At 63.7% G+C, this 24,761-nt stretch carries 28 protein-coding genes, 1 tRNA gene and 1 pseudogene; 12 read left to right on the top strand and 18 right to left on the bottom strand.

Features of this window, described 5'->3' with window-relative positions; all coding sequences use genetic code 11:
- Positions 1 to 12 precede the first annotated feature (12 nt).
- From EDF57_RS15735 to EDF57_RS15780, 12 genes and pseudogenes are all read right to left on the bottom strand, one after another.
- The gene (locus EDF57_RS15735; protein ID WP_134094963.1) at positions 13 to 2,292 is read right to left on the bottom strand and encodes a hypothetical protein; all 2,280 of its coding nucleotides are present in this window, start codon (positions 2,290 to 2,292) and stop codon (positions 13 to 15) included.
- A gap of 16 nt (positions 2,293 to 2,308) precedes the next feature.
- Complete coding sequence (locus EDF57_RS15740; protein WP_134094964.1) at positions 2,309 to 2,734, bottom strand: hypothetical protein; 426 nt, start codon at positions 2,732 to 2,734, stop codon at positions 2,309 to 2,311.
- A 1-nt stretch (position 2,735) separates the two neighbouring features.
- A complete protein-coding gene (locus tag EDF57_RS15745; RefSeq protein WP_134094965.1) occupies positions 2,736 to 4,313 on the bottom strand; it encodes a terminase in 1,578 nt (525 codons plus the stop codon).
- Positions 4,313 to 5,071, bottom strand: a complete 759-nt coding sequence (locus EDF57_RS15750; protein ID WP_134094966.1) for a terminase small subunit — start codon at positions 5,069 to 5,071, stop codon at positions 4,313 to 4,315. Before EDF57_RS15750 ends, EDF57_RS15745 begins: the two co-directional genes overlap by 1 nt.
- Positions 5,072 to 6,075: 1,004 nt before the next feature.
- Positions 6,076 to 6,408 carry a hypothetical protein gene (locus EDF57_RS15755; RefSeq protein ID WP_134094967.1) on the bottom strand — a complete coding sequence of 111 codons (333 nt, stop codon included), beginning with the start codon at positions 6,406 to 6,408 and terminating at the stop codon, positions 6,076 to 6,078.
- 40 nt (positions 6,409 to 6,448) lie between these two features.
- Positions 6,449 to 7,576 carry a helix-turn-helix domain-containing protein gene (locus EDF57_RS15760; protein WP_166675292.1) on the bottom strand — a complete coding sequence of 376 codons (1,128 nt, stop codon included), beginning with the start codon at positions 7,574 to 7,576 and terminating at the stop codon, positions 6,449 to 6,451.
- 2 nt (positions 7,577 to 7,578) lie between these two features.
- Complete coding sequence (locus EDF57_RS25815) at positions 7,579 to 8,067, bottom strand: hypothetical protein (RefSeq protein WP_208324886.1); 489 nt, start codon at positions 8,065 to 8,067, stop codon at positions 7,579 to 7,581.
- A complete protein-coding gene (locus EDF57_RS26035; protein WP_347876956.1) occupies positions 8,064 to 8,441 on the bottom strand; it encodes a DNA translocase FtsK in 378 nt (125 codons plus the stop codon). The genes EDF57_RS25815 and EDF57_RS26035 overlap by 4 nt, the downstream gene beginning before the upstream one ends.
- Before the next feature lie 18 nt (positions 8,442 to 8,459).
- Positions 8,460 to 8,693: pseudogene (locus EDF57_RS26040) on the bottom strand (DUF2312 domain-containing protein); the annotation flags it as partial.
- Positions 8,694 to 8,706: 13 nt separating this feature from the next.
- Positions 8,707 to 8,871 (bottom strand): hypothetical protein, encoded by a 165-nt coding sequence (locus tag EDF57_RS25535; protein ID WP_166675293.1) that lies wholly within the window; start codon positions 8,869 to 8,871, stop codon positions 8,707 to 8,709.
- Positions 8,856 to 9,605, bottom strand: coding sequence for a site-specific DNA-methyltransferase (locus tag EDF57_RS15775; protein ID WP_134094970.1), 750 nt, complete (start codon positions 9,603 to 9,605; stop codon positions 8,856 to 8,858). Before EDF57_RS15775 ends, EDF57_RS25535 begins: the two co-directional genes overlap by 16 nt.
- A gap of 252 nt (positions 9,606 to 9,857) precedes the next feature.
- On the bottom strand, positions 9,858 to 10,052 hold the full coding sequence (locus EDF57_RS15780; protein ID WP_134094971.1) for a helix-turn-helix transcriptional regulator: 195 nt from the start codon (positions 10,050 to 10,052) through the stop codon (positions 9,858 to 9,860).
- A gap of 95 nt (positions 10,053 to 10,147) precedes the next feature.
- Here EDF57_RS15780 and EDF57_RS15785 point away from each other — a divergent pair, with 95 nt between their 5' ends.
- From EDF57_RS15785 to EDF57_RS15820, 8 genes are all read left to right on the top strand, one after another.
- Entirely contained in the window at positions 10,148 to 10,561 is a 414-nt protein-coding gene (locus tag EDF57_RS15785; RefSeq protein ID WP_166675294.1) for a helix-turn-helix transcriptional regulator, read from the top strand.
- Positions 10,562 to 11,240: 679 nt separating this feature from the next.
- Positions 11,241 to 12,023: a Rad52/Rad22 family DNA repair protein gene (locus tag EDF57_RS15790; protein ID WP_166675295.1), complete on the top strand. Its 783-nt coding sequence runs from the start codon at positions 11,241 to 11,243 to the stop codon at positions 12,021 to 12,023.
- Positions 12,020 to 12,304, top strand: coding sequence for a hypothetical protein (locus EDF57_RS15795; RefSeq protein WP_134094974.1), 285 nt, complete (start codon positions 12,020 to 12,022; stop codon positions 12,302 to 12,304). Before EDF57_RS15790 ends, EDF57_RS15795 begins: the two co-directional genes overlap by 4 nt.
- Positions 12,305 to 12,332: 28 nt before the next feature.
- Entirely contained in the window at positions 12,333 to 12,611 is a 279-nt protein-coding gene (locus EDF57_RS15800) for a hypothetical protein (RefSeq protein ID WP_134094975.1), read from the top strand.
- Positions 12,608 to 12,829 carry a hypothetical protein gene (locus tag EDF57_RS15805; RefSeq protein ID WP_134094976.1) on the top strand — a complete coding sequence of 74 codons (222 nt, stop codon included), beginning with the start codon at positions 12,608 to 12,610 and terminating at the stop codon, positions 12,827 to 12,829. The genes EDF57_RS15800 and EDF57_RS15805 overlap by 4 nt, the downstream gene beginning before the upstream one ends.
- Positions 12,826 to 13,398 (top strand): hypothetical protein, encoded by a 573-nt coding sequence (locus EDF57_RS15810; protein WP_134094977.1) that lies wholly within the window; start codon positions 12,826 to 12,828, stop codon positions 13,396 to 13,398. The genes EDF57_RS15805 and EDF57_RS15810 overlap by 4 nt, the downstream gene beginning before the upstream one ends.
- On the top strand, positions 13,395 to 13,574 hold the full coding sequence (locus tag EDF57_RS15815; protein ID WP_134094978.1) for a hypothetical protein: 180 nt from the start codon (positions 13,395 to 13,397) through the stop codon (positions 13,572 to 13,574). Before EDF57_RS15810 ends, EDF57_RS15815 begins: the two co-directional genes overlap by 4 nt.
- Before the next feature lie 20 nt (positions 13,575 to 13,594).
- Positions 13,595 to 14,725: a tyrosine-type recombinase/integrase gene (locus EDF57_RS15820; RefSeq protein ID WP_243841092.1), complete on the top strand. Its 1,131-nt coding sequence runs from the start codon at positions 13,595 to 13,597 to the stop codon at positions 14,723 to 14,725.
- A gap of 75 nt (positions 14,726 to 14,800) precedes the next feature.
- Here the strand turns inward: EDF57_RS15820 and EDF57_RS15825 are convergent.
- Together EDF57_RS15825 and EDF57_RS15830 are read right to left on the bottom strand one after the other, a co-directional pair.
- Positions 14,801 to 14,875 (bottom strand) — tRNA-Asn (locus EDF57_RS15825).
- A gap of 120 nt (positions 14,876 to 14,995) precedes the next feature.
- Positions 14,996 to 15,775, bottom strand: coding sequence for an NAD kinase (locus EDF57_RS15830; protein WP_134094980.1), 780 nt, complete (start codon positions 15,773 to 15,775; stop codon positions 14,996 to 14,998).
- A gap of 151 nt (positions 15,776 to 15,926) precedes the next feature.
- On the opposite strand from EDF57_RS15830, the gene EDF57_RS15835 reads away from it, so the two are divergent.
- On the top strand, positions 15,927 to 17,270 hold the full coding sequence (locus EDF57_RS15835) for a GGDEF domain-containing phosphodiesterase (protein WP_132264038.1): 1,344 nt from the start codon (positions 15,927 to 15,929) through the stop codon (positions 17,268 to 17,270).
- A gap of 363 nt (positions 17,271 to 17,633) precedes the next feature.
- Here EDF57_RS15835 and secA read toward each other — a convergent pair whose 3' ends face one another.
- Positions 17,634 to 20,372, bottom strand: coding sequence for a preprotein translocase subunit SecA (gene secA, locus EDF57_RS15840; protein WP_134094981.1), 2,739 nt, complete (start codon positions 20,370 to 20,372; stop codon positions 17,634 to 17,636).
- A gap of 103 nt (positions 20,373 to 20,475) precedes the next feature.
- Positions 20,476 to 20,754, bottom strand: a complete 279-nt coding sequence (locus EDF57_RS15845; protein WP_132262108.1) for a hypothetical protein — start codon at positions 20,752 to 20,754, stop codon at positions 20,476 to 20,478.
- A 150-nt stretch (positions 20,755 to 20,904) separates the two neighbouring features.
- Between EDF57_RS15845 and argJ the strand changes: the two genes are divergently transcribed.
- The 3 genes from argJ to EDF57_RS15860 are packed head-to-tail and all read left to right on the top strand — an operon-like array spanning position 20,905 to position 23,606.
- Positions 20,905 to 22,131, top strand: a complete 1,227-nt coding sequence (gene argJ / locus EDF57_RS15850; RefSeq protein WP_134094982.1) for a bifunctional glutamate N-acetyltransferase/amino-acid acetyltransferase ArgJ — start codon at positions 20,905 to 20,907, stop codon at positions 22,129 to 22,131.
- Positions 22,132 to 22,133: 2 nt separating this feature from the next.
- On the top strand, positions 22,134 to 22,772 hold the full coding sequence (locus EDF57_RS15855) for a glutathione S-transferase family protein (RefSeq protein WP_134094983.1): 639 nt from the start codon (positions 22,134 to 22,136) through the stop codon (positions 22,770 to 22,772).
- A gap of 21 nt (positions 22,773 to 22,793) precedes the next feature.
- On the top strand, positions 22,794 to 23,606 hold the full coding sequence (locus EDF57_RS15860; protein WP_134094984.1) for an inositol monophosphatase family protein: 813 nt from the start codon (positions 22,794 to 22,796) through the stop codon (positions 23,604 to 23,606).
- A 13-nt stretch (positions 23,607 to 23,619) separates the two neighbouring features.
- Here the strand turns inward: EDF57_RS15860 and EDF57_RS15865 are convergent, their stop codons facing one another.
- Together EDF57_RS15865 and trxA are read right to left on the bottom strand one after the other, a co-directional pair.
- Positions 23,620 to 24,222: a DUF3617 family protein gene (locus EDF57_RS15865; protein ID WP_134094985.1), complete on the bottom strand. Its 603-nt coding sequence runs from the start codon at positions 24,220 to 24,222 to the stop codon at positions 23,620 to 23,622.
- A 204-nt stretch (positions 24,223 to 24,426) separates the two neighbouring features.
- Positions 24,427 to 24,747 (bottom strand): thioredoxin, encoded by a 321-nt coding sequence (trxA, locus tag EDF57_RS15870; RefSeq protein WP_021235408.1) that lies wholly within the window; start codon positions 24,745 to 24,747, stop codon positions 24,427 to 24,429.
- Positions 24,748 to 24,761 lie beyond the last annotated feature (14 nt).

Raw genomic sequence — 24,761 nt, forward strand, 5'->3', positions numbered from 1 at the left:
TTCTGCTGAAAATCAGGCGCCGGGCTGCGGTGCCTGTTGGGGTTCTTCGGGGGGCTGCCCTGGCTGGGCCTGTTCCTGGGCTTGCTGTTCGGCGGCTTGTTCCTCGGCGGCGGCCTGCTGCTCGCCCTGCATGATGCCGGCCTGCCGGGCGTCCTCCTCCTGCTCGGTGCGCGACTGGAAGCCGGATTCGTGCAAGATCTGGTCGGCCACCGGCACGACGGAGGGGGCGCCGAGCATGACCATGGCGGCTTCCAGCGCATCGCGGGTCGCCTGCACGTTGCCGCTGGCGATCGCGGTCATGGCACGCTGCATTTCGGCGCTGGCGCGCTGGGCCTGCGCAGCCTTGAGCTGTGCGCCGGCCTGCTTGTCGGCGATCGTGGCCTCTAGCAGGGCGTCCTGCCGCTGCTGCTGAATCTGCTGGGCCTTGGCCTTCTCGACCTCTTCAGGCGTCAGCTCCTCGGCATCGGGGTCGCGCATACCCGTGATCTGGCGAATGCGCTTCACCAGCTCGTCGCGCTGGGGCACGTCCATGCCTTCCACCACGAGATCGATCATCACCAGGGCAACCTGCGGGTTGACCGGGGCAAGCTGGGTAAGGAGCTGCAACAGCTCCTCAGTCTGCGCTTGCCGGACTGACGCGCGCCAATCCTGCTCGCTGATGATGAAATCCGCCTTGGTGCGGATGATATCGTTCTCGGGCAGGCCGTCGTTGACGGTGACATACTCGGGCGTGCCGCGCATGTTGGTGATGCGGAACTCTTTCTGTTCCGGCATGTGCTGCTCGACATTGGCGAGCTGCTTTTCACCCTGGATCTGGGCCGCGAACCGCAGGTTGTCGAAGATGCCGGCCGTCGCCATCGCACCCTGTTCCTGCCGGCGCCCGATCGCGAGGCCAGACGTGGCATTGGTGGAGCGGCCAAGGTTCTCATCCGTCACACCCGACTGCTGCTGGATCATCATGATCGAGCGGCTCATGAAGTCGAGATGCGCCGGCGCAAGCTCGCGCTCGGCGTTGATGACCAGCTCCTTGCCGGGCTTCTTGACGATGATCGCGTCGGGGCGGGAGACTTCCTCGGCGAACTCGTCGAGATCCGGCACCGCGCCTTCGTCCATGATGGTCTTATTGGACGAGAGGATAGCCAGGGCCTTGGACGCGCGCTTGTTGATGTCGCGCTGAATGCCCTTCATCCCCCGGATCATGCCGTAGGGCATCCCGTCGGAGCCGCGCCGGTAGCACCAGATGGGCGTGAACGGGAAACGGTTGTGCCGGTAGGGGCTCGGTCCCACGTAGAGCAAGGCGTTCGCCGTCATGATCGCCACGTGCATCTGCATCATGACCTTCTCGACGATCAGCGCTTTGCCGGACTGCACCTGCTCTAGGTGCGGATCGAAGTTGGGATCGTAGATTTCGCCCTTGAACTCGCCGCCGCGCAGGCGCTTGACCTTCACCGGCTGGCGGAACCAGCATTCGATCGCCCGGAAGCGCTGCCGGTGCATCAGCACGGAATCGAGCGTGCCCTCCGAGAGGGCATCCTCGAGGCTGTCCATGGCCTCGTCGCCGTTGATCCAGTCGGCGCCGAAGCTGCCGGCGTCGCGGCACGCCTCTTGGAGCTGGGTCAGGCGATTGGCGAACATGGCGGAGCCGACGTCGAGGTCTAGCCACTTGGTGCGGAACACATATCGCGCGTCGGACAGATCCAGCTCGGTGCCGGCGCTGTCCCACAGCATGTTCCGCCAGCTCTCGTAGCGGGAATAGAGCGGCTCGCCGTCGTCCTCGTCCTGAATGCCGTCCTCAAGCCAGCCGATGCCGACCTTAGTGCAGTCCTCGAACGCGCGCGATCGGTGGAACGGGGTACGGTTGACGTCGGAGAGGTACTTGAGGATCTGGGTCTTGCGCTCGGCTGGCTTGGCGGCCTCCTTGCGGCGGGGCAACACGCGGAAGTCGGTGCGGCTGCGCTTTTCGGTGCCGATCACCCAATTGATGGTGGTCGAGACAACGTTGTAGATCAGCGCCTCTTGCCCGCGCTCCTCAAGGATCTGCTTTTCCTCGGCCGTCCAGTGCTCGTTGTCGTAGATCCGCTCGTCTTCGGCCATTTCGGCGCGGTTGGCGCCCTGGCGTTCCAGCTCGCGCTGATAGAACCCCATCAGCTTGCGGTGGAGCTGGATGCCGGTCACGCTGTCGAGGTCGCCCCCGGGCGTTCTCGTGCGGGGCACGGGCAGGATGTTGTTGCTGTCGGGATAGAGGCGCTCTTCGGGGTTGTGCTTGCGCACCGCCCCGAACTGGATGCCCATGGGTGGGGTACCATCATCAAACACGGTCAGTCACCTCGGTGTGGTGCTCTTTGCCGTTGCTATCGATGCGGATGGCATCCGCTACGACCTCACGTTCAAAGGGCGCTGGTGGGATTGAGAGGAGGTCGCCGATGTGGTCGCGGATGATCGACGTGATGCGGATGCACGTCATCGGGTCCGGCTCGAGGCGGAGGTGCTTGCAGAAAATGTGCGATGTGCGGGCGCAATGGGCGCCGTCGCCGATCGCTTCCGACCACATCCACGCGGTCGATTGCGGAACGACGCAAGGGGTCACGTTCTCGTGGCCTTCGATAAAGGCCGGCACGAGCACAAGCACAGGGTCCAGCCGATCGCCGAACCACGTCATGAACACGTCGAGGTCGCCGTGCCGCTGGCGAGAATGATAGCGGGTAAGGTCGAGGGCAAATTGCCGAGAGGCCATGTCAGGACACCATTGCTGAGCCGCGCCGCCCAGCGCGCTTGGGGCGGGAGCCGGAGGGAGTTGCGGGTTCGGACCATCCCTGCGCGAACTGGCGGAAGGCATCGGCGCCTTCGCTGTTGTCGTCGTGGCGGGGTGTGGGTTTCCAGACGCCAAGGCGCGCGTCGCGCTCCTTGCGGTAGTTTTGCAGGCGGGTGATGCCCTGGGCACAGGCCGTCTCGTCGAACCAGCACTGGCCGAACATGTTGCGCACGAGCTGGATGCCGTGGGTTATGTCGGCGACGCGGGGCACGATCTCGAACCGCCACGTTGGGCGCAGCTCCTCGAGCATGGTGATCGGCTTGGCGACGACGGTGCCGAGCTGGCGTTCATGGCCCGCGTCGTGCGGGAGGTAGTGGGTGCCCCAGAGCACGCCGAACTTTTCCAGCTCCTTGACGTACCACTCGAACGGCTCGCCCCAGCCTTCCACGAACCCCACGAACCGATGCTCGAGGCCGATGCGCTGGTGGAGCCAGATGGCGGTGCCGTCGCGGTTGCCGATATCCCAGAACGTGTTGACCGGCACATGGCTGACCAGCGGCACAGTGCCGATGCGGCCGGACTTGCGCGCGGCGGCGAGCTGCACGGCGTAGTAGGTGCCCTCGCTCGATTGCTGGAAGGCTTCCTTCGGCGTGGAGGGGTACTCCTGCCACATCTTCTCGGGATCGCCGGCGAAGTCGCTATCGCGCGTCGCGATGTACCAAGCCCGCTGATGCAGCGTGATCGTGGTCTTGGCGGCGGCCTCCACGGTATCGAAATACTCGTGATCCTTCGCCGTGATGATGACCCCAGCCGGGTCCATCTGGTACTCGAGGTTCTTCCACCACGCATAGAAGTGGAACCGCCACTCGCGCCGGGTCAGCGGCCGGTCGATCTGCGCACGGTTCTCCGCCCGGGTTGTCATGGCGTGGAACTCGCCGCCCTGGCCCTCGGCCGTGCTCTCGATGATGGCGATGCCAGTCTGCGGCACGGCTGGCAGCGAGCCGGTGACGACTTCCTTCGCCTTGTCCGGGTACTTGGCGCAGATCTTGCCGAACTCGGACACCAGCAGGCGGTGGATCGTGCCCGATCGCATGGACGTGGCGACGCGGATCGAGCTGTTGTTGTGCGCGAACAGCAGCTCCTTGGCACTGTCACGGCCCAGCGGCATCTCTGCGCGCAAAGCGTCGGGCAGATTGTCGTAGGCGAACCGCACCTTGTCGCGGAAAATGTTCTCCGCCGCATCCTTGTCGTGGGCGACAATGCCGCACCGCTGGTTGGCGTTGAACAGCGCGTGGTCGAGCCAGAGGATGGCGACGAGCGTGGTAAAGCCGAGCTGGCGGGCCTTGAGGATGAGGTTGCGGAACCAGAGCCGCCGGATCAGGCGGATCTGCGCCCGGTTCGGCCGGAACGGCAAGACCTGCATTTCGTCAGAGTCTTCGTCGTCCTCCTTGACCATGATCTTGTAGAGCTGGCCCGAACACACGCGCCACATCGGATCGTCGAGGCAAGCGGCAAGCTCCTCGTCCGTCGTGGGCACAAATGAAGGGTCAATGCCCGCCATCAGTCGTCGTCGTCGTCGGCTTCGGGCGTCTCAACGGGCGTGAGCGCGCTCTTGCGGCTGGCCATGTCGGCCAGCAGCATGTGAACCGGGTTCTCGGGGGTGCCGAGCGGGGTGGCGTCTTTGGCGTAGCCCATCATGCGGACGATCGAATCCAGCGCCGCGCGCTTGTCGCTCCACTTGATCTTGGTGGTTCGGCCGATCGCGATGCGCCGTTTCGCCCGGCGCTTGAGCTTGCCGCCGTGAGCCTGGGCCTCAAGCTCCTCCTCGGCCGGCAGATCCGCGTATTCCTCTTCCACCTCGAGCTGCACCAGCGCGGCGGCGGAGGAATCGTCCATTTCCTCGGGGTGCTTGAGCGATCCGTCTTCGCGGAAGAAGCGGCGCGGATCGGAGAACGCGATCTTGGCATACTCGGCCAGCACGCTTTCCTTGCTGACGGACAGCCGCGCGGCCTCGGCCTGCCGGTGCTCCTCGATCGCGGTCGCCACGGCTGGCTGCTTGAGGAGACGTGAGGCGGCCGTGCGTGCTGCCTGTCCGCTCGCCCGATAGCCGGCACGCTCATAGGCGGCCGTGGCGTTGCGGGGGAACACGCTCAGGTATTCGAGGACGAACCGTTCCTGTTGTTCCGATATCCGGGGCTTGCGGGCCTTTTTCGGGGCCCGTGCGCCCTTCGATCGGGAAGCCTTCGTAGGCTTTTTTCGATCCGCCATCTGTCCGTTCTGCGCTTGAGTGCCGCCCAATTTTCGCGCGGCGGTATGCACTTATGCAAGCAATAACAGAAGGTTGTGCAATATTTCGTGCAAATCACATGAGATTAAGACGTTAAGCTATTGATTTTGCTATACTCGCCACATCGATAACCGGCCGGATTGTGAACACGAATAACGCGTGATAGGCGCGGATGGCACGGCCAACCCATCGGGAGACGGGAGTGCATCAATTTATGTTGCGCGAATAACAGCCGGTTTGATGGAAGGATGGCTCAAGATGGTTCAGGCGATCATAATTAATTCAGAGGCTTGAAAAAGAGGATGTAGACTTAGTGAGTATGTTTAAAGGTGGTGCTTTCCGATAAAATTCCGCGTCATCCGCTGGGAGGTTCTTGGAAATGACGCCAATTCGTCCTGCTTCGATTGTGTTGTTAGCTGTTTTTTCTGTTTCATGCTCGAACAAGGCGCCTGAAAACGACAAACAGCCAACGTCGCATGATAGCCAATCCAAACCGTCGAGCATCCCAGCGCATGTGGCGACAGCAGGCACGGGTGATTCATACTCCAGCCGACCGTGCGTGACCTCGGACAATCCATCGATTCCAGACCGATCAATTACCTGCTCAATTTGTTACGGAGCGCCAGAGCACGGAGCCAAATACCAAAATATGATCTGCCGTGACGGCAAGATTCAGCGTGTCGGAGCGTGCAAATTCCCAACGTCTGGATCATGCGAACATCCACGACAGGTGATCTGCGATCCGTATCGTAGCAAGGATCATGACCCAGATGGTTCGCGGATCGCATTCCTCGGCGAGACAGTGTGCTTCGCTATCGGCGGCGGAAATTATCAACTAGCCAAATGTGTTGGCGATGGGAGCTTTGCAACACCGCCCGGGGTTGACGACGGAGATAGCATTGTGCGGGGCAATGACGGCCGTTGCAAAATTAAGTTCGGGCCCGCGCCGGAAGCTGGCAGAGATGATCTCTATCATTGATAATCTGATCGTGGAGACGATGTGAAAGCTGGCACGTCGCACCATTAGTGCGTCCGTTCACGTCACCCGGCGAATTACACCTTGGCTGGAGAGCGCTCTCGATTGCTCAAGAACGCTGGCAAGCTCGGCGGCCAACTCGTCGGTGAGCGTGACGAGCGGCCGCATGGCCTCCATGCGATCGGCCAGAGCCAGAAGCTCGTGATGCTTCTCCATGGCCGCATCGTACAGTGCGTTCGCCTTCTCGGCCACGCAACGGTGCGCTGTCGCGTCGGTAAGGGACCGCACGGCCAGCTTGCGCACTTCGTCAATGTCCGACTGCGGTTCGTCGTCCTGCGGCACGTTCAAGGCGATCGCGGCAAGGCTGCTCAGGGCATCAATATCGGAAGTCATCAGGTCTTTCTCGTCGAAATGGGAAGGCAACGGGGGAAGCTCAGTCGGCGCGGTCGATGCTCCATCGAAGGTCGGCGTCGGGGCCGAGCACGCTGTTCATCGCGCGATGCGCCTCAGTCTCGAACCCGTCGCGCAGGTAGTTGAACACGAACTCGGAGGGCGTCGCGATCGTCAGCGTGTCGCCGCGCACATCGAAGCGGCATCGATCGAAGAACCCGGTTCGCACGGATGCCTCGACGGTTTTAACCAGGCGCTTGCGGATCTCCTGCGCGGCCTTGCCCTCGGTGCTGGTGTCCAGCGATCGCAACGGCTCGGCCGGCGCGGCTGGCGTCGGCGCGGCTGGCGCATGCTTCACGCCGGCGCGGGCTTCGGCCATCACCCGCACCGTCGATCGGTTGATGTGGGAGATCCATGCCTCGGGCCAGTCGCGCTTGTAGCCGGCGCGGCCGCTCTCCGATCGCGCGGTGGCACGGAACGTCTCGGCTTCGGCGGCATAGGCGCCGGCCGGCCACAGGCTCGCCTTGGCCCGGGCGGCTGGTGGCAGTTCAGCGATCGGCACCGGCTCCCAATCGTCGGGAAGACGCGATTTCGTATCCCTTTTCGAAGAACCGGCATCCGCTCCCCCCTCGGGGGGGCTTAGGGGGGTTTTAGTAGATCCTTTTAAGATCTCTCCCCTGACATGAGTGTCATGCACCCCCTGACAATCCGGCGTGCCCGCCTGACAATCTGTCGTGGAGGGGTGACAATCTGTCATGGGGGTGGGTGTCAAATTGTCGTCCTCCCCCCGCGTCAATTTGTCATGGGGGACGTCGCCCCGATTTCGGCGGTTTCGCGGACCTTCCAGCGTAATTGGCGCGACCTTGCGTGCCGGTTCCGTGGTCGAAACGCCCGGCTGGCGATAGGTCGGGAAGCTGAACAGGTTCCAGCCGGTGCCGCCGTCGTCGCGCTTCGCTGCCTCCTTCACGACAAAGCCCATGCGCTCGAGCTGCTGCACGTGCCGCTGCGCCGTCCGCACTGAGATCTCCACCTCTTCGGCCAGCCGCCGCATCGATACGCGGCACGGCTCGCCCTCCGGGTTCATCCAGTTGGCAATGCCAACGAGCACGGCTTTCGTCACCGGATCTCCGGTGCGCTGCTGCCGCGCCCAATTCTCGGTTTCCCAGGACACGGCTAGATCTCCTCGATCTGCCATCCGTCGCCCTTGGGAAAGGCGAACTGGAAGGCGAACGGGAACAGGCCGGCGGCCACGCGCATCTTCACGGCCGCGTCGTCCTGCACGATCGCCTTCGCGCCTTTCACGTCGATCATCGTCAGGCACATCGTAGCGGCTGGCAGCACAGCGAAATCGACGGTCAGGAACGTCCGGGGCGCCAGCTTGAGCTTGATGCTCTCGAACGCATACCAGAGCACGTCGCCGGCGAGCTTGAGCATGTCGAGGTGCGCGGCGAACTTGGCCTCGGTCTTGTTCATGGCGCCGTCGGCCATGCGGCCGAGCGCGAAAAGGCGCTCGCGCGCCGCCAGTACGCCCGGCTGGAGCACGGACGCGGGCACTGATGCGGGTATCGGCGGCGGGGCGGTCTTGGGCGCGAACTGGTCATGCACGGCAAGGCCGCGCTGCCGCGCTCGATCAAGGAATGATTCGTCGATCGATCGGCTCACTGAGTGGCGCCTTCGTCGTCTGCAACCAGCGTCAGCCGTGGGCGGCCGTCCTCGGGGATCTCGATGGACATGGAGATACCCTTGGAGGCCAGATTCGCTTTCATCCTGGCTATGTCGCCTGCGACGCTGGGCACGAGCAGCTCGCGGCGGCCGACGTGGTTCGGCGCCGAGACGATCTCGTTCGCTTCCATGCGCTCAAGGATCTTAGACGCCATGTTCCAGCCGATCCCCAATTGCCGTTGCAGCCAACTGACCGACGGTGTTTTGTGCGTCGTCACCAGCTCGAGCGCTTTGACGTAGAGGTCATCGAACTTGTCCGACGGCGCCGCCGCCGGCATTTTCGGGTTCGGGCGGCCGTCGTGCTCGGCGAACATGTCCGCCTGGGTGTAGCTCTCGATGCCCAGCGCCGCTTTGTAGGTGTCGAGGAGCATATCCATTTCGCGCCGATCGTCGGGCTTCATCTTGAGCAGCTTGCGCAGCGCGCGCATGACCTCCACGTCGTAACCGACCGCTTTGGCCTCGGCGTAGACGGCGGAAACGTCTTGGCCGATCGCCTTCTTCTCATCTTCCAGCCGATCGATGCGCTCCATGAGGAGCCGTAGTCTGTCGTCCGTGCATTCTGCCATGTGGCCCTCCTGATTAGTTGCGGCGCCGGCCCTGTCTCAGCCGGCGCACGTCGATTTCGCTGATCCGGTACGCGCTGTTCGAGACGCGGCGCGCGATTTGCGCGTCATCCGGGTAGATCGGGATCATCTGGATCACCGCTTCGCGGGTGAACGGGCATTTGATCACGCTGCCGCGCACTCCGCTGCCAGCCGCTTGGCCTCGGCGTGCGCGGCCGTCAGACGCTCCACGGCGGTGGCGAAGTGCTTAGGGTTCTTCTCGATCCCGACGAACCGCTTGCCCGCCTTGATCGCCGCCACGCCGGTCGAGCCGGTGCCCATGAACGGATCGCAGATCGAGCGGCCCCCGCAGTTGGTGATGATCTTGGTCATCACGGCGTCCGGCTTCACCGTGGGATGGTCGAACGGGCTCTTGCCGACGGGCGTGGTGATGTGCCGTTTCTTCTCGCCCAGCGTGCCTTGCACCGGGAACTCGCTATTCCACGCGTGAATGTAGAACTCGGTATCGGGCTGGTACGACTTGTTCGCAACAGGCATCGCGTTTGACTTGTGCCACGTGCAAATCGCAAACTTCTCGAAACTGCCTGCCAAATAGGTACTCAGTTCCGGCACTTGATTATTGTGGCAGAACGAAACGACGGCGCCGCACAACAGCGCATTGATAATCGAGAGATCAAAGCCCTTGTGAAGCTCTTCCTCTTCGATTTGATCCAAATGCTTGCGCTCGGCGCGGAACTTGCCGCCACCGCTGGTTTCCATTTTGTACTGAGGGTCTAGCACCAGCACGTCGAACCAGCCGAGCGTGTGGAGGATCTTGTAGGCGTCGCCTTGGTAGAGCGTGGCGTCGCCGATTGTGACCATGCGGGTATAGAGCTTATCGGTGCGGCGGCTGGCCGAGCGGGTTGAGGCCGTCATGTGCTTCTCTCCCAAGCAATGCGGGGTGGAAGGGGATTTTGTGAAAAACGCTGTTAATCTGGCCGGAAACGGCGCCAGCATTAACTAATATGTCCGAAATCGAGACGTGAACGCCTCCAAACTGGCCGTAATTCCCATTGCTCAGGCGGATGATTTCAGAGAGAAATCGAAGCATCGGCGCTAAACGTGGCGCGATATGCCCGCCAGTGATTGGCCGGCTACCTCTCTTAGAAAGACCATCCCGTGTCGCGATCATGGAATCGTTTCCAGATAACTCCTCGGATGCACCCGGCGGCCCGTCGCTTTGTAGATGCGGTCCATCGTTCTGCGATTGGGCAAAGTCTCGCCTTTCGCAGCACGCGTGATTGTCGAGACGGAACAGCCGACTTCGGCCGCAAGTGCGGTCGCTGTCGCGCCGGGTGTCTGGAGGTATTCGGCGAGGTTCATGGATCGCGCTTTGCATCATTTGCAAGATGCAAGCAATATGCGTCTATCGATTCACGCCGTGGTCGTTTGCAAGACGCCGTGCAAGATACCGCGTCATGAGGACAAGACTTGCTGAGCACCGTCAGCGCCTGCGCCTGTCGCAGGAAGAGATGGCAGAGCGGCTTGGGTCATCGGTCAGTCAGCTTTCGCGATGGGAAACCGGAAAGAGTAATATCCCGAGCGGCAAGATGCTGGACGTAGCCAAAGCCTATAGGATTCACGTCGCGGAGATCTTCGATTTCAATGATGGCGGATACGAACTGACGCCCGACGGGCTGGAAGAGATGGTGCGGAACGCTCAGGCTGAAATGTCGGCTGGCACAACCTTTGCCGATTGGCCCAAGGCGGTTGCCAGCAGTTTGTGGGATCAGCTTAAGGCCATCGAGAGCGCTGGTGGCGTACGCTTAGAGCGCAAAGCAGATGACCAGCCGCTAAATCTCGACACCATGGGGCGCATCAAGCGCAAGTAGGCGACGGAAGAGCCTGGGTTCCCCACCGGGCTCTTTCCCCCCAAACTAACAGCTAGTTAATTATAGCTAGGGCCGCAGCAATGGCCCAATTTGATCGCAGAAGCTGAGCGAACATCGATTCATAGACGTTCTGTGCCGACGCAAGAAGAGCCATACGGTTCATTTCATGTTCGTCGTAGCACTCGCAGCCTTCCAGCCTTTCAATTTCATCTCGCCAAAACTTGATCCGCTTGGGTAGTACCGCACAACTGAGCGGGCAGACGTCGCATTGCGCCGGACAGGCCGGCTTTTTCAGAATCATCACTCTAACTTTCTCGAACGTGCGCCCCGTGGGTTAGGCCCCCTGCTTCGGGGCTCGCGATCATATTTTTGGGCCGCCCCACCGTGCATCGACGGCCGGTCAGCCATGTTTATTAACCTTCGTTTACATTCCCGTGCGGATTGGGCGAAGTTGAAGACTCGATGACAAACCCCGTTATTGCAGGATGTTAACGGAACCCGGAAAATTCGCGCAAATCGGTTGACGTGCCGGCGCCAGTGGCAGCGTCTTGCATTAGATGCAAATATTTTCCTTGCCACGTTTTGCATTAAATGAGAGATGGAGGTGCGCGCTGGGCGGTGCGCTTGCCGCAAGGCAATTCACCATGGCGCTACGGCGCCGGCAGCCAGGGGGAGAGCCATGGTTGATCTGATCTCTCTACAGGCGCCTTTCGCGTCACATGAACATAAGTGGCGTGCGCAATCGGTGGCCCGTAACGGCCGCCGCGCGCAGGCGCTTTGCTACATCGATGCCCGCACCGTGCAGACGCGCTTGGACGATGTTTGCGGCGTCGCCGGCTGGGAAAGCACGTTTAACGAGACGCCAAGCGGCCGCGTCATCGCATCTATCTCGATCGACATGGGCGCCCGCTGGGTGTCCAAGAGCGACGGCGCCGGCGCGACCGCCATGGAAGGCGAAAAGGGCGGCCTGTCGGACGCCTTCAAGCGCGCTGCCGTCATGTGGGGCATCGGGCGCTATCTCTACGCCATCCCCGCGACTTGGGCGGAATGCGACGTCGTGTGCGACGAGGCCGGCCAGCCGCGCCTGCGCAACGGCAAACCCGTATGGAAATGCTGGACGTCTCGCGGGCTCCGGGATCTCGATGCCGCTTTGCGACGTGCAATCGCGGAGGCCGGCGGCCAGCCGATCGGCGGCCGGGCGATCGCCGATCGGCGCCCCGCGCTGCTGCCTGCGCCTGATCCCACCCCCGAAGCATCGCTGCAGGCGTTCAAGGACGCGGCCGTGCTTCCCGAGAACCCGTGGCCCGAAGAGGTCGCGGCTCTGCTGCACGGCCTGCCTGACGCCATCCGGCGCGGCACCAGCATCGAATTTTGGTCCGAGCACTACAACGGCGTGCCGCGCGAGTGGCGTGCCTTCGCCTGTGCAGAAAAAGACCGCATGAAGAGGGATTTGCGCCGATGACCCAAGGCACTGCCGATCTAGAATTGATCCCGTGCGTCGTTGCGACGGACTGCGAGATCACCGCCGAGCTTTCGCCCGGCGAAGACTATCCCGCGATCGCGGCTGGCTCGACGGTTGGCCCTGACGGCCAGCCGTGGGTTATCGTCGCGATCCACAGTGCGAACGGCGGGCAGCGCCTTGCGCTCCTCAACGAGAGCGCGTGCCTCGCGTTTCTCGAAAGCATGACGACGGCGATCGCCGCGATCCGCGCCTGCGGGGACCGTTATGCGTCCGCTCACTGATTTTTCCCTCCCCCAGGGCGTGTACCCCATGCGCGCCCTCGGTCTGGTCCCGGGCGTCTACCCCATGCGCGCCGACCAATGCCCCGTGCTGGCTCTCGGGACCGAGCCAGCACACCCCCTCAAGGTGGAAACGGTGATGAAGCGTGAGTATCGCCCTGGCCTGTTGGCGCAGTGGCGCGAGATCTGTCGCGAAGCGCGCGAGGCGGGCGAACCGTCGTTCGTCGCCGGACTGGCGATCGTGCTCCTTGGCGCCGCCGCGTGGGCCGCGCTGTACGTGATGCTGCCGGGCGAGTGGATCGCACTGTGACCCAAGCCCACGCCGTCGATATCTGGACGATCACGTTCAACCCGCTCGACGTCCCCGGCAAGTATGTGGCGCGCAAGCACATGGTGCCCGGCGGCCCCGCGGACGAGCACCACATCGCCGACACCCTCGAGGCGGCGCGCGAGAAGATCCCCCCGTACATGGTCAACCTCGGCCGTGATCCGATGGATATTGCCTACATCGTGGAGGGCTGGATATGACCGCGCCCACGATCCTCGTGACCGGCCTTGGCCGCTGCGGCACGTCACTGGTGATGCAGATGCTCGACGCGGCCGGGGGGCCGACGATCGGCGCTTTCCCCGCGTTCGAGGAGCCCGCCGAGGTGGCCTTACGCGCCTATCCTGAGCGCTGGTCCAAGCTGGCGGCTGGCAAGGCGGTGAAGATCCTCAACCCGCACCTGAACCCGCCGCCCGCCCAGGGCAGCTATCGCACCATCTACCTGTCGCGCGACTTCGCCGAGCAGGCCAAGAGCACGCTCAAGTTCGCGGGCGCTGCTGCCAGCCGCGCCGATCGCCGCACCATGGAAGTGCAGCTACAGACGGAACACCGGCAGGCGCACAAGGCGCTTATCCAGCTCGGCACGGGCATGTACTTCAATCTGCCGTTCGAGGATCTCATCACGCGGCCGCTCGAATGCGCACGCGATATCGCCAGCTTCGTCTCGGCGCGCCGCGAAGTGCCGCTCGATCCGCACGTGATGGCCGCGTGCGTGAAGCCGCGTGATCCTGCCTGCCTCCCCTATTTGCTCGAGCTGGACCTTATCGCATGACCGCCCCCGCCCGCATTACCCAGGCTGACATGGACCGCGCCACCAAGGCCATCGCGACCGCCAAGATTGAGCGGGCGCGGATCATCATGGACTTGAAGGCCGGGTGCATTGAAATCATCATCGGCGAGACTGGCGGCCGCACACCCGTCGTCGCCAATCCGTGGGATAACGAGTAATGCCGCGCAAACGGATCTCGATGAACCGCTTCCTGCCGAAGTACGTAAGCCGTGGCATGAACCAGCACGGCACCGAACGCTTCGTCTTCCGCAAGAAGGGCCTGCCGACGAAATACTTCAAGTCGGCGCTCGGCAGCGAGGATTTCCTTGCCGAGTATCACCGCTTCCTCAATACAGAGGCGGAGGTCGTCGCGCCACCGATCACACGGGCGAAGCCGGGCACAGTGAACGAGCTGCTGGATCGCTACATGAGCGTCCCGGAGCGCTTGGGCCCCAGCGAAGTCACCCAGGGCAAGATCCGCGCAATCCTCGAGGATTTCCGTGAGGGCCGTGGCGAATACCCCGTCGCGATCGTCACGTTCGAAGCGATCGACAAGATCGTGGCGAAGAAGATGGTCAAGACCGGCACCGGCAATAAGACGAAAGGCGGCATCCACGCCGCTCGCAAGCTGCGCAAGGAGCTGATCCGCCTGTTCGACTTCGCTGTGAAGGCCAAGATGATCGATGCGAATCCTGTGCGCCTATCGGAGAAAGTGAAAACCCCAGCCGGCGAACGCTCGCATGGCTTCCACACGTGGACTGAGGAGGAGATCACGCGATATCGCGATCACCATCGCCTGGGCACGCGTGAACGCCTCGCGATGGAATTGATTCTCTGGACCGACCAGCGCCGCTCGGACGTCGTGAAGATGGGCAAGGCGCAGATCAAGGATGGCCGCCTGCCCGTCGAACAGGAGAAGACAGGCGAGACGCTCTGGCTTGCCGTACCGGGCCAGCTCTTAGAGGCGATCGTTGCGATGCCGCCGAAGCACACGAATCCGTTCTGCTTCCTCATCACCCTGCGCGGCAAGCCTTTCACCAAGGAGAGCTTCGGCAACTGGTTCAAGAAGGCATGTGTCGCGGCCGGACTTCCACATTGCTCCGCACACGGCCTGCGCAAGGCAACGCTGCGCCGCATGGCGGAGCTGCAAATGTCGAACAAGACGATGAAGTCGGTCAGCGGTCAGCGCAGCGATAAGACGCTGGCGAAGTACATCGAGAAGGCCGATCAGACCCGTCTCGCCGATTCGGCAATCTCGCAACTGGCCGCATGGGAGCGGTCCCTAGGCGATGGCGAAAAGAGCGATTTGATGGTGGGGGATGCGTCGTGAATGTATCACCCCGTTCCGGGGTGATACATTGGGGGGACGCTACCCCCAATGTTTCCGCCACTTCCGAGAAAGAAGTGGCTCCCCGAGTAGGATTCGAACCTACGGCCATTCGATTAACAGTCGAATGCTCTACCGCTGAGCTATCGGGGAGCAGCCTGTCAGTGTTACCACCGCCGGGCAGGAGTGCGCCTATAAAAGGGGTATTCGGGGTTGGCAAGCACTCTGTAATGAAAATGTCGAGAAAACTTTTCCACAGGCCGATGCCCGCGGTCAGACCTGGAACTGCTCCGCGAAGATGCGTTCTTCCAGCGTGAAGCCCGGGTCGAACAGCAGGGTCAGCTCCTTCTCCGCATTGGCAACGATGCGCACGGTCTTCACGTCGCGCACTTCCTTCTGGTCGGCCACGGCGGCGACGGGCCGCTTGCCGGGCTCGCGGATACGGAATTCCACTTCGGCGCTCTCGGGAAGGATCGCGCCTTTCCAGCGGCGGGGGCGGAAGGGGCTGAGCGGGGTCAACGCCAGCATCCGCGAACCCAGCGGCAGGATCGGCCCATTGGCCGACAGGTTGTAGGCCGTGGACCCGACCGGCGTGGCCACGAGCACGCCGTCGCCGACAAGCTCCTCCATCCGCACTTTGCCGTTGATCGTCACTTCCAGCTTCGCCGTCTGGCGCGTCTCGCGCAGCAGCGAGACCTCGTTGATCGCGTAATAGACGAAGCTGCGGCCATCGTGGCTGGTGGCATGCATCTGCAGCGGCCGCACCGGCACGGCATGCGCCTCGGCAATGCGATCGGCGATCGGCACCCCGTCGTGCGGGCCGTTCATCAGGAAACCCACGGTCCCGAGGTTCATGCCGTAGACGGGCTTTATCACGTCGCGGTCGAGCATTTCGTGCAGGACATGCAGCAGGAAGCCATCGCCGCCCACCACCACCAGCACCTCGGCCTCCGCCGGATCGACCCAGGCGTGCGCGCGCCGAAGCTCCGCCGCGCCATATTGGGCCTTGGCGCTGTCCGATACGATCAGTCCCAGCGTGGGTACGTCAGCCATTGAAATCCCCGGCGTAAAGCGGCGCTCGCACCGAAAGGGACGCCCGTTCCGAAGAATGCATCAGCGCCCGTCTCATTTTGAAGCCCTTTTCATGCCGCGGACCTTTCGAATTTTGCATCGTTTGGCAAGGCCTTTGGCTATAGCACTCGCGATGGGCGAACGACGCAAGGGGCTGCCGCGAGGCCATGCCCGCCGGCTTGAAGACAGACTGACCGGGATTCCCGGCCTCGAAGCCGTGCGCGAACGCATCGCCGGGTGGCGCAGCGATGCCGAAAGCGCGCCGCAACATGCCCATGTCCATGCCATGCTGGTGGCGCTGCGGCGGCTCGACACGATCAACATGGCCTACGGCGCCGAAGCGGGCGACGGCGCCCTTGAGGAAGTTGCCGGCCGCATTGCCCATTTCGCGGGCGAGGAACTCGACGGACCCTGGCTGGTAGCCCGCGCCGGGGGCGGCTCCTTCGTGCTCGTCGCCAACGAGGCCTGCAGCCGCGAGCGCTGGCACCTCGTGGCCGACCAGCTGGCCGACGCGATTGCCCGCCCGATCGCGCTGCCCACCGGCGTGCTGCGCCTTTCGCCGCGCATCGCCCTGATTCGCGCCCTCACCGGGGAAAGCGTCGATTCGATGCTGGACCGGCTCGGCCATGCGCTGACAGGCCTGCAGGACCAGTCCGCCACGCGGCTGGGCTGGGCGGACGGCGAAGTCACCGTGCCGGGCCGCTCGGCCGCGCAGCTCGAAGCGGACCTCCTGGGCGCCATCGACGGTGACGAGATCGAGATCCTGTTCCAGCCGCAGTTCAGCCTGGTGGACGAATCGCTCACCGGCGCCGAGGCCCTCGCCCGCTGGAATCACCCCGTCCTCGGCCGCATCGGCGCGGGCGCCCTCTTCGCGATTGCCGAGCGCGCCGACCACATCGGCCCGCTCTCGCGCCACATCGCCGCCAAGGCGATGGCGGCGGCGGGGCAGTGGCCGGGCGACTTGCGCCTTTCGATCAACGTCACCCCGGCCGACCTCGCCTTCGGCACGTATGTGCGCCAGATGCTGGACCTCGTGCGCGAGAGCGGTTTTCCGCCGCGCCGACTGACGCTGGAGATCACCGAGCAATCGCTCATCAGTGACATTACCCAGACCGCGCAGATGATGGCGGAATTCTCCTCGCAGGGCATTCGCATCGCCCTGGACGACTTCGGCGCGGGGTTCTGCAACTTCCGCTATCTCAAGGTCCTGCCGATCCACTATCTCAAGCTGGACCGCACGATGATCGAGGGCGTCGCCACCGACCGCCGCGACGTGGCGGTGCTGCGCGCGATCGTCGCCATGGCGCGGGCGCTGGACCTGGAAGTCATTGCCGAGGGCATCGAGGAAGAAGAACAGCGCGTCGTCGCCGCGCGCGAGGGCTGCGCCTATTACCAGGGCTTCCTGCGCGCCCAGCCGATGTCGGTGGCGATGTTCGCCAAGCTGGCGCGGGTCGGCGGCGAGAAGCCGAAGGACTGACGGGGGTCGGGGGGCGAGTTCGGCATTCCGCCCCCTCTCGTTCCTTAGCCGCCTTCCCCTCCTTTCGTCATTGCGAGCGTAGCGAAGCAATCCAGAGCGGCTCTGAGCGCCTCTGGATTGCTTCGCTACGCTCGCAATGACGAGGGGGATAACTGCGAAAGGGGTTTGGATAACCGCGAGCGGTTTGGATAACCGCGAGCGGCTGTTGCAACGGCGAGGATGACAAACCCATCGCGCTAAACCGAAGCCGCTAGATCAACCTTCACAGCAAAACGCGCGCTTTCAGCCTTTCTGAAAGCGCGCGTGGCTTTGCCCGTGGTCCCGGATCAAGTCCGGGACGACGGTTTCCTTTAACTCTACCCGTTACGCCAGGGCGCCGTGGCAGTGCTTGTACTTCTGGCCCGAACCGCAGGGGCACGGCGCGTTGCGGCTGATCGGCAGGTCCGCATAGGGGTTTTCTCCCGCGGCACCCGCACCGACATTGGCCTGCGGGCTTCCTGCCAGCGAGCCGAACAGTTCCGGCATGAAGGCCGAGCCATCGCCATCGTTCGAATTGTCGAGGCCGGTCAGCGGATCGATGTGGCCGGTCAGGAAGTCCGGGAGTTCCGGCAGCCCGGCAGGTTCCGGAATGCGCAGTTCGCTCACCGAGAGAATGCGCGTCACGTCTTCGCGGATCTGGTCGAGCAGGCGTTCGAACAGGCTGAAGGCCTCGGTCTTGTACTCGTTGATCGGGGTCTTCTGCGCATAGGCCCGCAGGAACACCACCTGGCGCAGCGCGTCGAGGGTGGAAAGGTGCTCCTTCCAGTAGTGATCGAGCCGGTCGAGCAGGATCGACTTCTCGACCTGGCGCCAGATCGCGGGATCGTCCTGCGACATCTTGGCGGCCATGTGCTCGTTGGCCATGGCGGCGATACGCTCTTCGACCACTTCGGGATCGATGCCGTTTTCCTCGATCCAATCCTCGATCGGCACGTCCACCGCCAGGATGTCCAGCGCCCGCGCCTTGAGTTCCGGCAGGTTCCAGTGCTCAGGATAGGAGCCGGCCGGGCAGGTGTCGGCGACGATGGCGTTGACGGTGTCGTTGCGCATGTCGACGACGACTTCGTCGACCGTTTCCGAATCCATGATGTCGGCGCGCTGCTCGTAGATGACCTTGCGCTGGTCGTTCATCACGTCATCGTATTCGACGACCTGCTTGCGCACTTCGTAGTTGCGCGCCTCGACCTTCTTCTGCGCGGTCTCGATCGCCTTGGACAGCCACTTCGAACCGATCGCCTCGCCATCGGCCAGGTTGCTGTTCATCATCTTGGCGAAGAGCGTGTCCGGGCCGAAGATGCGCAGGAGGTCGTCCTCCAGGCAGAGGTAGAACTTCGACAGGCCGGGATCGCCCTGACGGCCCGAACGGCCGCGCAGCTGGTTGTCGATGCGGCGGCTTTCGTGGCGCTCGGTGCCGATCACGCAGAGGCCGCCGGCTTCGAGCACCAGGCGCTTCTGCTCGGCCACTTCCAGCTTGATGCGCGCGATCGCCTCGTTGCGCTCCGGCCCCTCGGGCATGTCGCGCAGCTCGTCCTCGACGCGGAACTCGACGTTGCCGCCGAGCTGAATGTCGGTGCCGCGACCGGCCATGTTGGTGGCGATCGTCACGGCGCCCAGCGAACCCGCCTGTGCGACGATATGCGCTTCCATCTCGTGGAAACGCGCGTTCAACACCGAGTGCTTGACGCCTTCCTTGTTGAGGAAGTCCGACAGCAGTTCCGACTTCTCGATCGACACGGTGCCGACGAGCACTGGCTGGCCGGTCTCGTAGCGCTCGCGGATCAGCTTGGCGATGGCGCCGAACTTGTCGTGCGTGTTCTTGTAGAACTCGTCTTCCTCGTCGACGCGCTGCACTGGCACGTTGGTCGGGATGGTGACGACGTTCATCTTGTAGATGTCGTAGAATTCCGGGGCTTCGGTGGCGGCCGTGCCGGTCATGCCCGAAAGCTTGGGATACATGCGGAAGTAGTTCTGGAAAGTGATCGAGGCGAGCGTCTGGTTCTCGGGCTCGATGCGGACGCCTTCCTTGGCTTCCACGGCCTGGTGCAGGCCGTTCGACCAGCGGCGGCCGTCCATCATGCGCCCGGTGAACTCGTCGATGATGACGACTTTGCCGTCCTTGACGATGTAGTCGATGTCGCGCTTGAACATGACCACGCCCTTGAGGCTCTGGTCGAGGTGGTGGACCACCTGGGTATTCTCGACGTCGTAGAGGTTCGATCCCACCAGCAGGCCGGCGGCTTCGAGCATGCGCTCGGCCTTCTCGACGCCGTCCTCGGTCAGATTGATGTTCTTGGTCTTCTCGTCCATCTCGTAGTCTTCGGGGACGAACTGCTTAACGACCGCGTCGACCTGCATGTAGAGTTCCGACTTGTCGTCGGTCGGACCCGAGATGATGAGCGGAGTGCGCGCCTCGTCGATAAGGATGGAGTCCACTTCGTCGACGATCGCGAAGTTGAAGGGGCGCTGCACCATCTGGCTGCGCTCGTGCTTCATGTTGTCGCGCAGGTAATCGAAGCCGAATTCGTTGTTGGTGCCGTAGGTTATGTCGGCGCCATAGGCTTCGCGGCGTTCGTACTCGTTGAGGTTCGGCACGATCACGCCGATGGTGAGGCCGAGGAAATTGTGCAGCTTGCCCATCTGCTCGGCGTCGCGGCGGGCCAGGTAGTCGTTGACGGTGACGATGTGGACGCCCTTGCCCTCAAGCGCGTTGAGGTAGGTGGCGGTGGTGGCCACCAGGGTCTTCCCCTCACCCGTGCGCATTTCCGCGATCTCGCCGCGGTGGAGCACCATGCCGCCGATCATCTGCACGTCGAAATGGCGCATGCCGAACACGCGCTTCGAAGCCTCGCGCACGGTGGCGAATGCTTCGGGCATGATCTGGTCGAGCGTGCTTCCGCTGGCCAGCATTTCGCGGAACTTGCCGGTCTGCCCGGCCAGTTCCTCGTCGCTCATGGCCTCGAAAGCGGGTTCGAAAGCATTGATCTGGGCGACGATCTTGTCGAGCGACTTGACGTAGCGTTCGTTGGACGAACCGAAAATGGACTTGGCGATGGCGCCGAACATGGCGGAGATCCCTGTTTTTCGTGAATGCGTATGTCGGATGAGCGCGCCTGCGTAGCGCGCAGGCACGGGAAAGGTTTCGCAAAAGAGCGAATGGGCAGCGCGCTTATTCGCGCGCGCGGTCTATCCCGGTGAGAACCGCAGGAATCATGCGCGAAACCGGCGCGGCCACCAGCGGCGGCGCATGACGGCGGGTATTGCGCAATCCGGGTTCGGGAAGCTGGGCAAGGGCCACCGGGGCACGCGGCGCCTTGGCGGCGACGGCGGCTTCGGTCAGCACGACCTGCAGGCTCGCCACCTGCGAAGCGCGCGCTTCGGCAGGGCCGATCTGCGCGGCAAAGCCCGTCAACAGGGCCAGCAGGGTCAAGAGCAGGCGATTTGCCATGGCGGACCAGATAGGGGCCGCTTGTCCCCGTGTCCACACAAGAGAGCGCCGCGCCCCAAATTACGCACGGAAGATCGCCGCAAGGCTTCTCCGTTACTTCCCTGATGCAGCGACTCTTGACCTGTCACACCCACGCGCTACGCACCCGCCATGGCCTATCCCACCTCCCCGCTCGCCTCGCCCTTCCCCGCCATGCCGCCGATCGCCGGCGTCACGCCGCACGTCGTGCGCGCCGGGTACAAGGACTGGGGCCGATGCGACCTGACTTATGTGGAACTGGACGAAGGCACGGCCGTCGCCGGGGTGTTCACGAAGAACCTCTGCTGCTCCAGCGAAGTCGAACTTGGCCGTGACAACGTGAAGCAGGGCCAGGCCCGCGCGCTTGTCGTCAACGCGGGCAATTCCAACGCCTTCACCGGCTATCGCGGGCGCGAGGCCGTCGAGCAGATCATGGACCAGGTCGCGGCCCATATCGGCTGCCCGCGCGAACAGGTCTTCGTCTCCTCCACCGGCGTGATCGGCGTGCCGCTGCCCAAGGACAAGGCGCGCGAAGGCGTGGAGAAGGCCCTCACCGCCGGGCCCTGCTCGTGGGAGGACGTCGCCAACACGATCTCCACCACCGACACGTTCGCCAAGGGCGCGACGGCCACTGCGATGATCGGCGACACCAAGGTCACGCTTGCCGCGGTCATCAAGGGCTCGGGCATGATCGCGCCGGACATGGCGACGATGCTGGGCTATGTCTTCACCGACACCGCCGTGGAGCCCGCCTTCCTCCAGGAATGCCTCTCCGCCGCGAACTTCCGCACCTTCTCTTGCATCACGGTCGATTCGGATACGTCCACCAGCGACACCGTGCTCGCCTTCGCCACCGGCAAGGCCGGGAATGCGCCGCTTTCGACCATCGCCTCGCCCGGCGCCCATGCCTTTGCCGCCGCGATCCATGACGTCTGCCGCCAGCTTGCGCACCTTGTCGTGCGCGACGGCGAAGGCGCGCAGAAGTTCATCGAAGTGGCCGTTTCCGGCGCCGTATCGGACGAGAGCGCCCGGAAGGTCGGCATGGCCATCGCCAACTCGCCGCTGGTGAAGACCGCCATCGCGGGTGAGGATGCCAACTGGGGCCGCGTCGTCATGGCCGTGGGCAAGGCGGGCGAACCGGCCGACCGCGACAAGCTCTCGATCGGTTTCGGCGGCACCTGGGCCGCGCGCGAGGGCCTGCCGCTGGCCGAATACGACGAAGCCCCCGTCGCCGCCCACCTCAAGGGGCAGGACGTTACCATCGAGGTCGATCTCGGCCTTGGCGAAGGCGCCGCCACCGTGTGGACCTGCGACCTGACGCACGGCTACATCTCGATCAACGCCGACTACAGGAGCTGACGATGGCCGCTCCGCAGTTCACGATCTGGGGTCGCCTCAACTCCCACAACGTCAAGAAAGTCGCCTGGTTCGCCGAGGAACTGGGCCTGAACTACGTGCGCCACGATATCGGCGGCCAGTTCGGCTATACCGAGGAGTACCTCGCCAAGAACCCGAACCGGCTGGTGCCGATGATCGAGGACGGCAAGCTCTCGCTTTGGGAATCGAACGCGATCCTGCGCTACATGGCGGCCGAATATGGCGGCGAGCGCTGGTTTCCCCGCGATCCCATCGACCGGGCGCTGGCGGACCGCTGGATGGATTGGCAGATCACGTATGCCGACGCCCAGCGCGTGCCCTTCTTGGCCATGGCCCGCACACCGCGCGAACAGTGGGACATGCCCGCCATCGCGCGCGACGTGCAGGCGTGCATTGCCCACCTAACCGTGCTGGAGCGCGCCCTCTCCGAAAAGCCCTGGCTCTCCGGCGGCCAGTTCGGCCTGGGCGACATTCCCATGGGCGTCTACGCCTTTACCTGGTTCAGCCTGCCGCTCGACCAGTTCGGGCTGGAGCGCCCGGAATTCCCTGCGCTTACCGAATGGTACGCCCGCATCCGTGAGCGCAAGGGCTATGTCCAGCAGGTCATGATCCCGCTCACCTGATTCACGCAAAAGGCCTCCCGCATGATTACGCCCACACTCAACGCCGCCGTCGAAACGATCATGCGCGAGGTTTCGCGGGATGTGATCCTGCCGCATTACCAGTCGCTTACGGCTGCGCAGATCGTCAGCAAGGCGGTGAACGACGTGGTCACCGTGGCTGACCAGGAGAGCGAGGCGATCCTCACCGAGCGCCTCACCGCCCTGCTCCCCGACGCCTCGGTGGTGGGCGAGGAAGCCACTTTCGCAGACGAGAACGAGCTGCTGAAGCTGAAGGACCGGCTCTGCTGGATCGTCGACCCGCTCGACGGCACCAACAACTTCGCCTCCGGCAAGCCGCCCTTCGGCATGCTGATCGCGCTGGCCGACCGGGGCGAGACGCTGGGCGGCTGGATCCTCGATTGTCTCACCGGCCGCTTCTGCCGCGCCTCGCTGAACGGCGGCGCCTGGGTCAACGAGGAACGCCTCACCGTCCGCGCCACCGGGGAGCAGCCGCCCGTCGCCGCGATCTCGCTGATCTTCACCGAAGAATCGCGCCGCGAGCGCCTGCGCACCGAAGTCGCCCCGCACTACCGCATGGTCGACATCCCCCGCTGCGCCGCCGAACAATACCCCCGCCTCGCTCTCGGCCAGAACGATGTGGCGGTGTTCGAACGCACCCTGCCCTGGGACCACGCGGCGGGCGCCCTCTTCCTCAACGAAGCCGGCGGCAAATGCGCCCGCCCGGACGGCACCCCCTACCGCGTCGACCAGTTCGACCGCAAAGGCCTGATCGGCGCCGCCTCGCCCGGCCTGTTCGAAGCGCTCGCCAACCGCTTGTCCGCACTGGAAAATTGAGGGACACTCGCCGTCACCGCGTCCGGTCCGGCGAGCAATCGCCGATGCGCGCGCCGCGGACCGACCAGCGCATGAGGTCCGGCGCCGCTCCAGACGACGGGCCGACGAGAAGTTCTCGCTGATTCTCGAAGTCCAATGTCAGCTCGGAAGCGCCATATTCACCCGTGACATACATGGTCAGCCGTGTCTGCTGCGTGCTCACACGACCAGTGACCGCGTCCTTGATGGGCACCGATCCGCCCTGACATGTTTGCCGCGCCCGCAAGCGGCCCCCGCCGAGACGCATCTGCAAGGGCCGACAGATCGTGGTCCCCGCAGCCTGCGAACGGCCCTGCCCCACCAGCAGCCGAACGAACGATTCCACCTGGGTATCGGCAAGACAGAAGTGCCATTCCCGATCCTTGCCCGCGCCGAAGGACGTATCCTTATCGAGACTTTTGCCGAAGCGATACGTGCGGGTCAGCGAGACCGCCCATTCCCCGCCCGCCAAGACCGTGTTCTCGCGGGCGCCTTCCACGACGATATCGCCCGGATCGTCACCGCCTTGCGCCAGGTCCGCCCAAGACACCGCGCTCAGGGCAAAGGCGAATATCGCCCATTTCGTTCGCTGGCCCATTCGGCATCTCCAGTGTCGCCACCGGGACAGGTCCGGCCGGTTTCCGACACGCATGAAGATGCCGATCATGGCCGATAATCTCTAGAACACAATAGCTTGGGACTGGCGCGCCATCGACGTCTCCCGCCCAAAGGAAAACCCCTCCCGCCTCGCGGCGGAAGGGGTTTTGCTATCCGTCTTGGAACCGGCCGAAGCCGCGAACTCTTAGAGTTCGCCTTCGATCCAGCCCTTCAGCGCGCTCTTGGGAGCGGCGCCGAGCTTCTGGGCGACGGGCTTGCCGTCTTTGAACAGCACCATCAGCGGGATCGACTTCACGCCGATCTCGGCGGGGATGCCGGTGTTGGCCATGATGTCCATCTTGGCGATGGTCACCTGCTCGGAAAGCTCTTCGCTGATCTCTTCCAGAGCGGGGCCGATCATCTTGCACGGGCCGCACCAGTCCGCCCAGAAATCGACGAGCACGGGCTTGTCGGACTTGAGAACGTCTTGTTCGAAGCTGGCGTCGGTAACAGCGATGGTCGCCATGAATTGAAACTCCT

Source organism: Novosphingobium sp. PhB55, from assembly GCF_004368805.1.
Taxonomy (GTDB): domain Bacteria; phylum Pseudomonadota; class Alphaproteobacteria; order Sphingomonadales; family Sphingomonadaceae; genus Novosphingobium.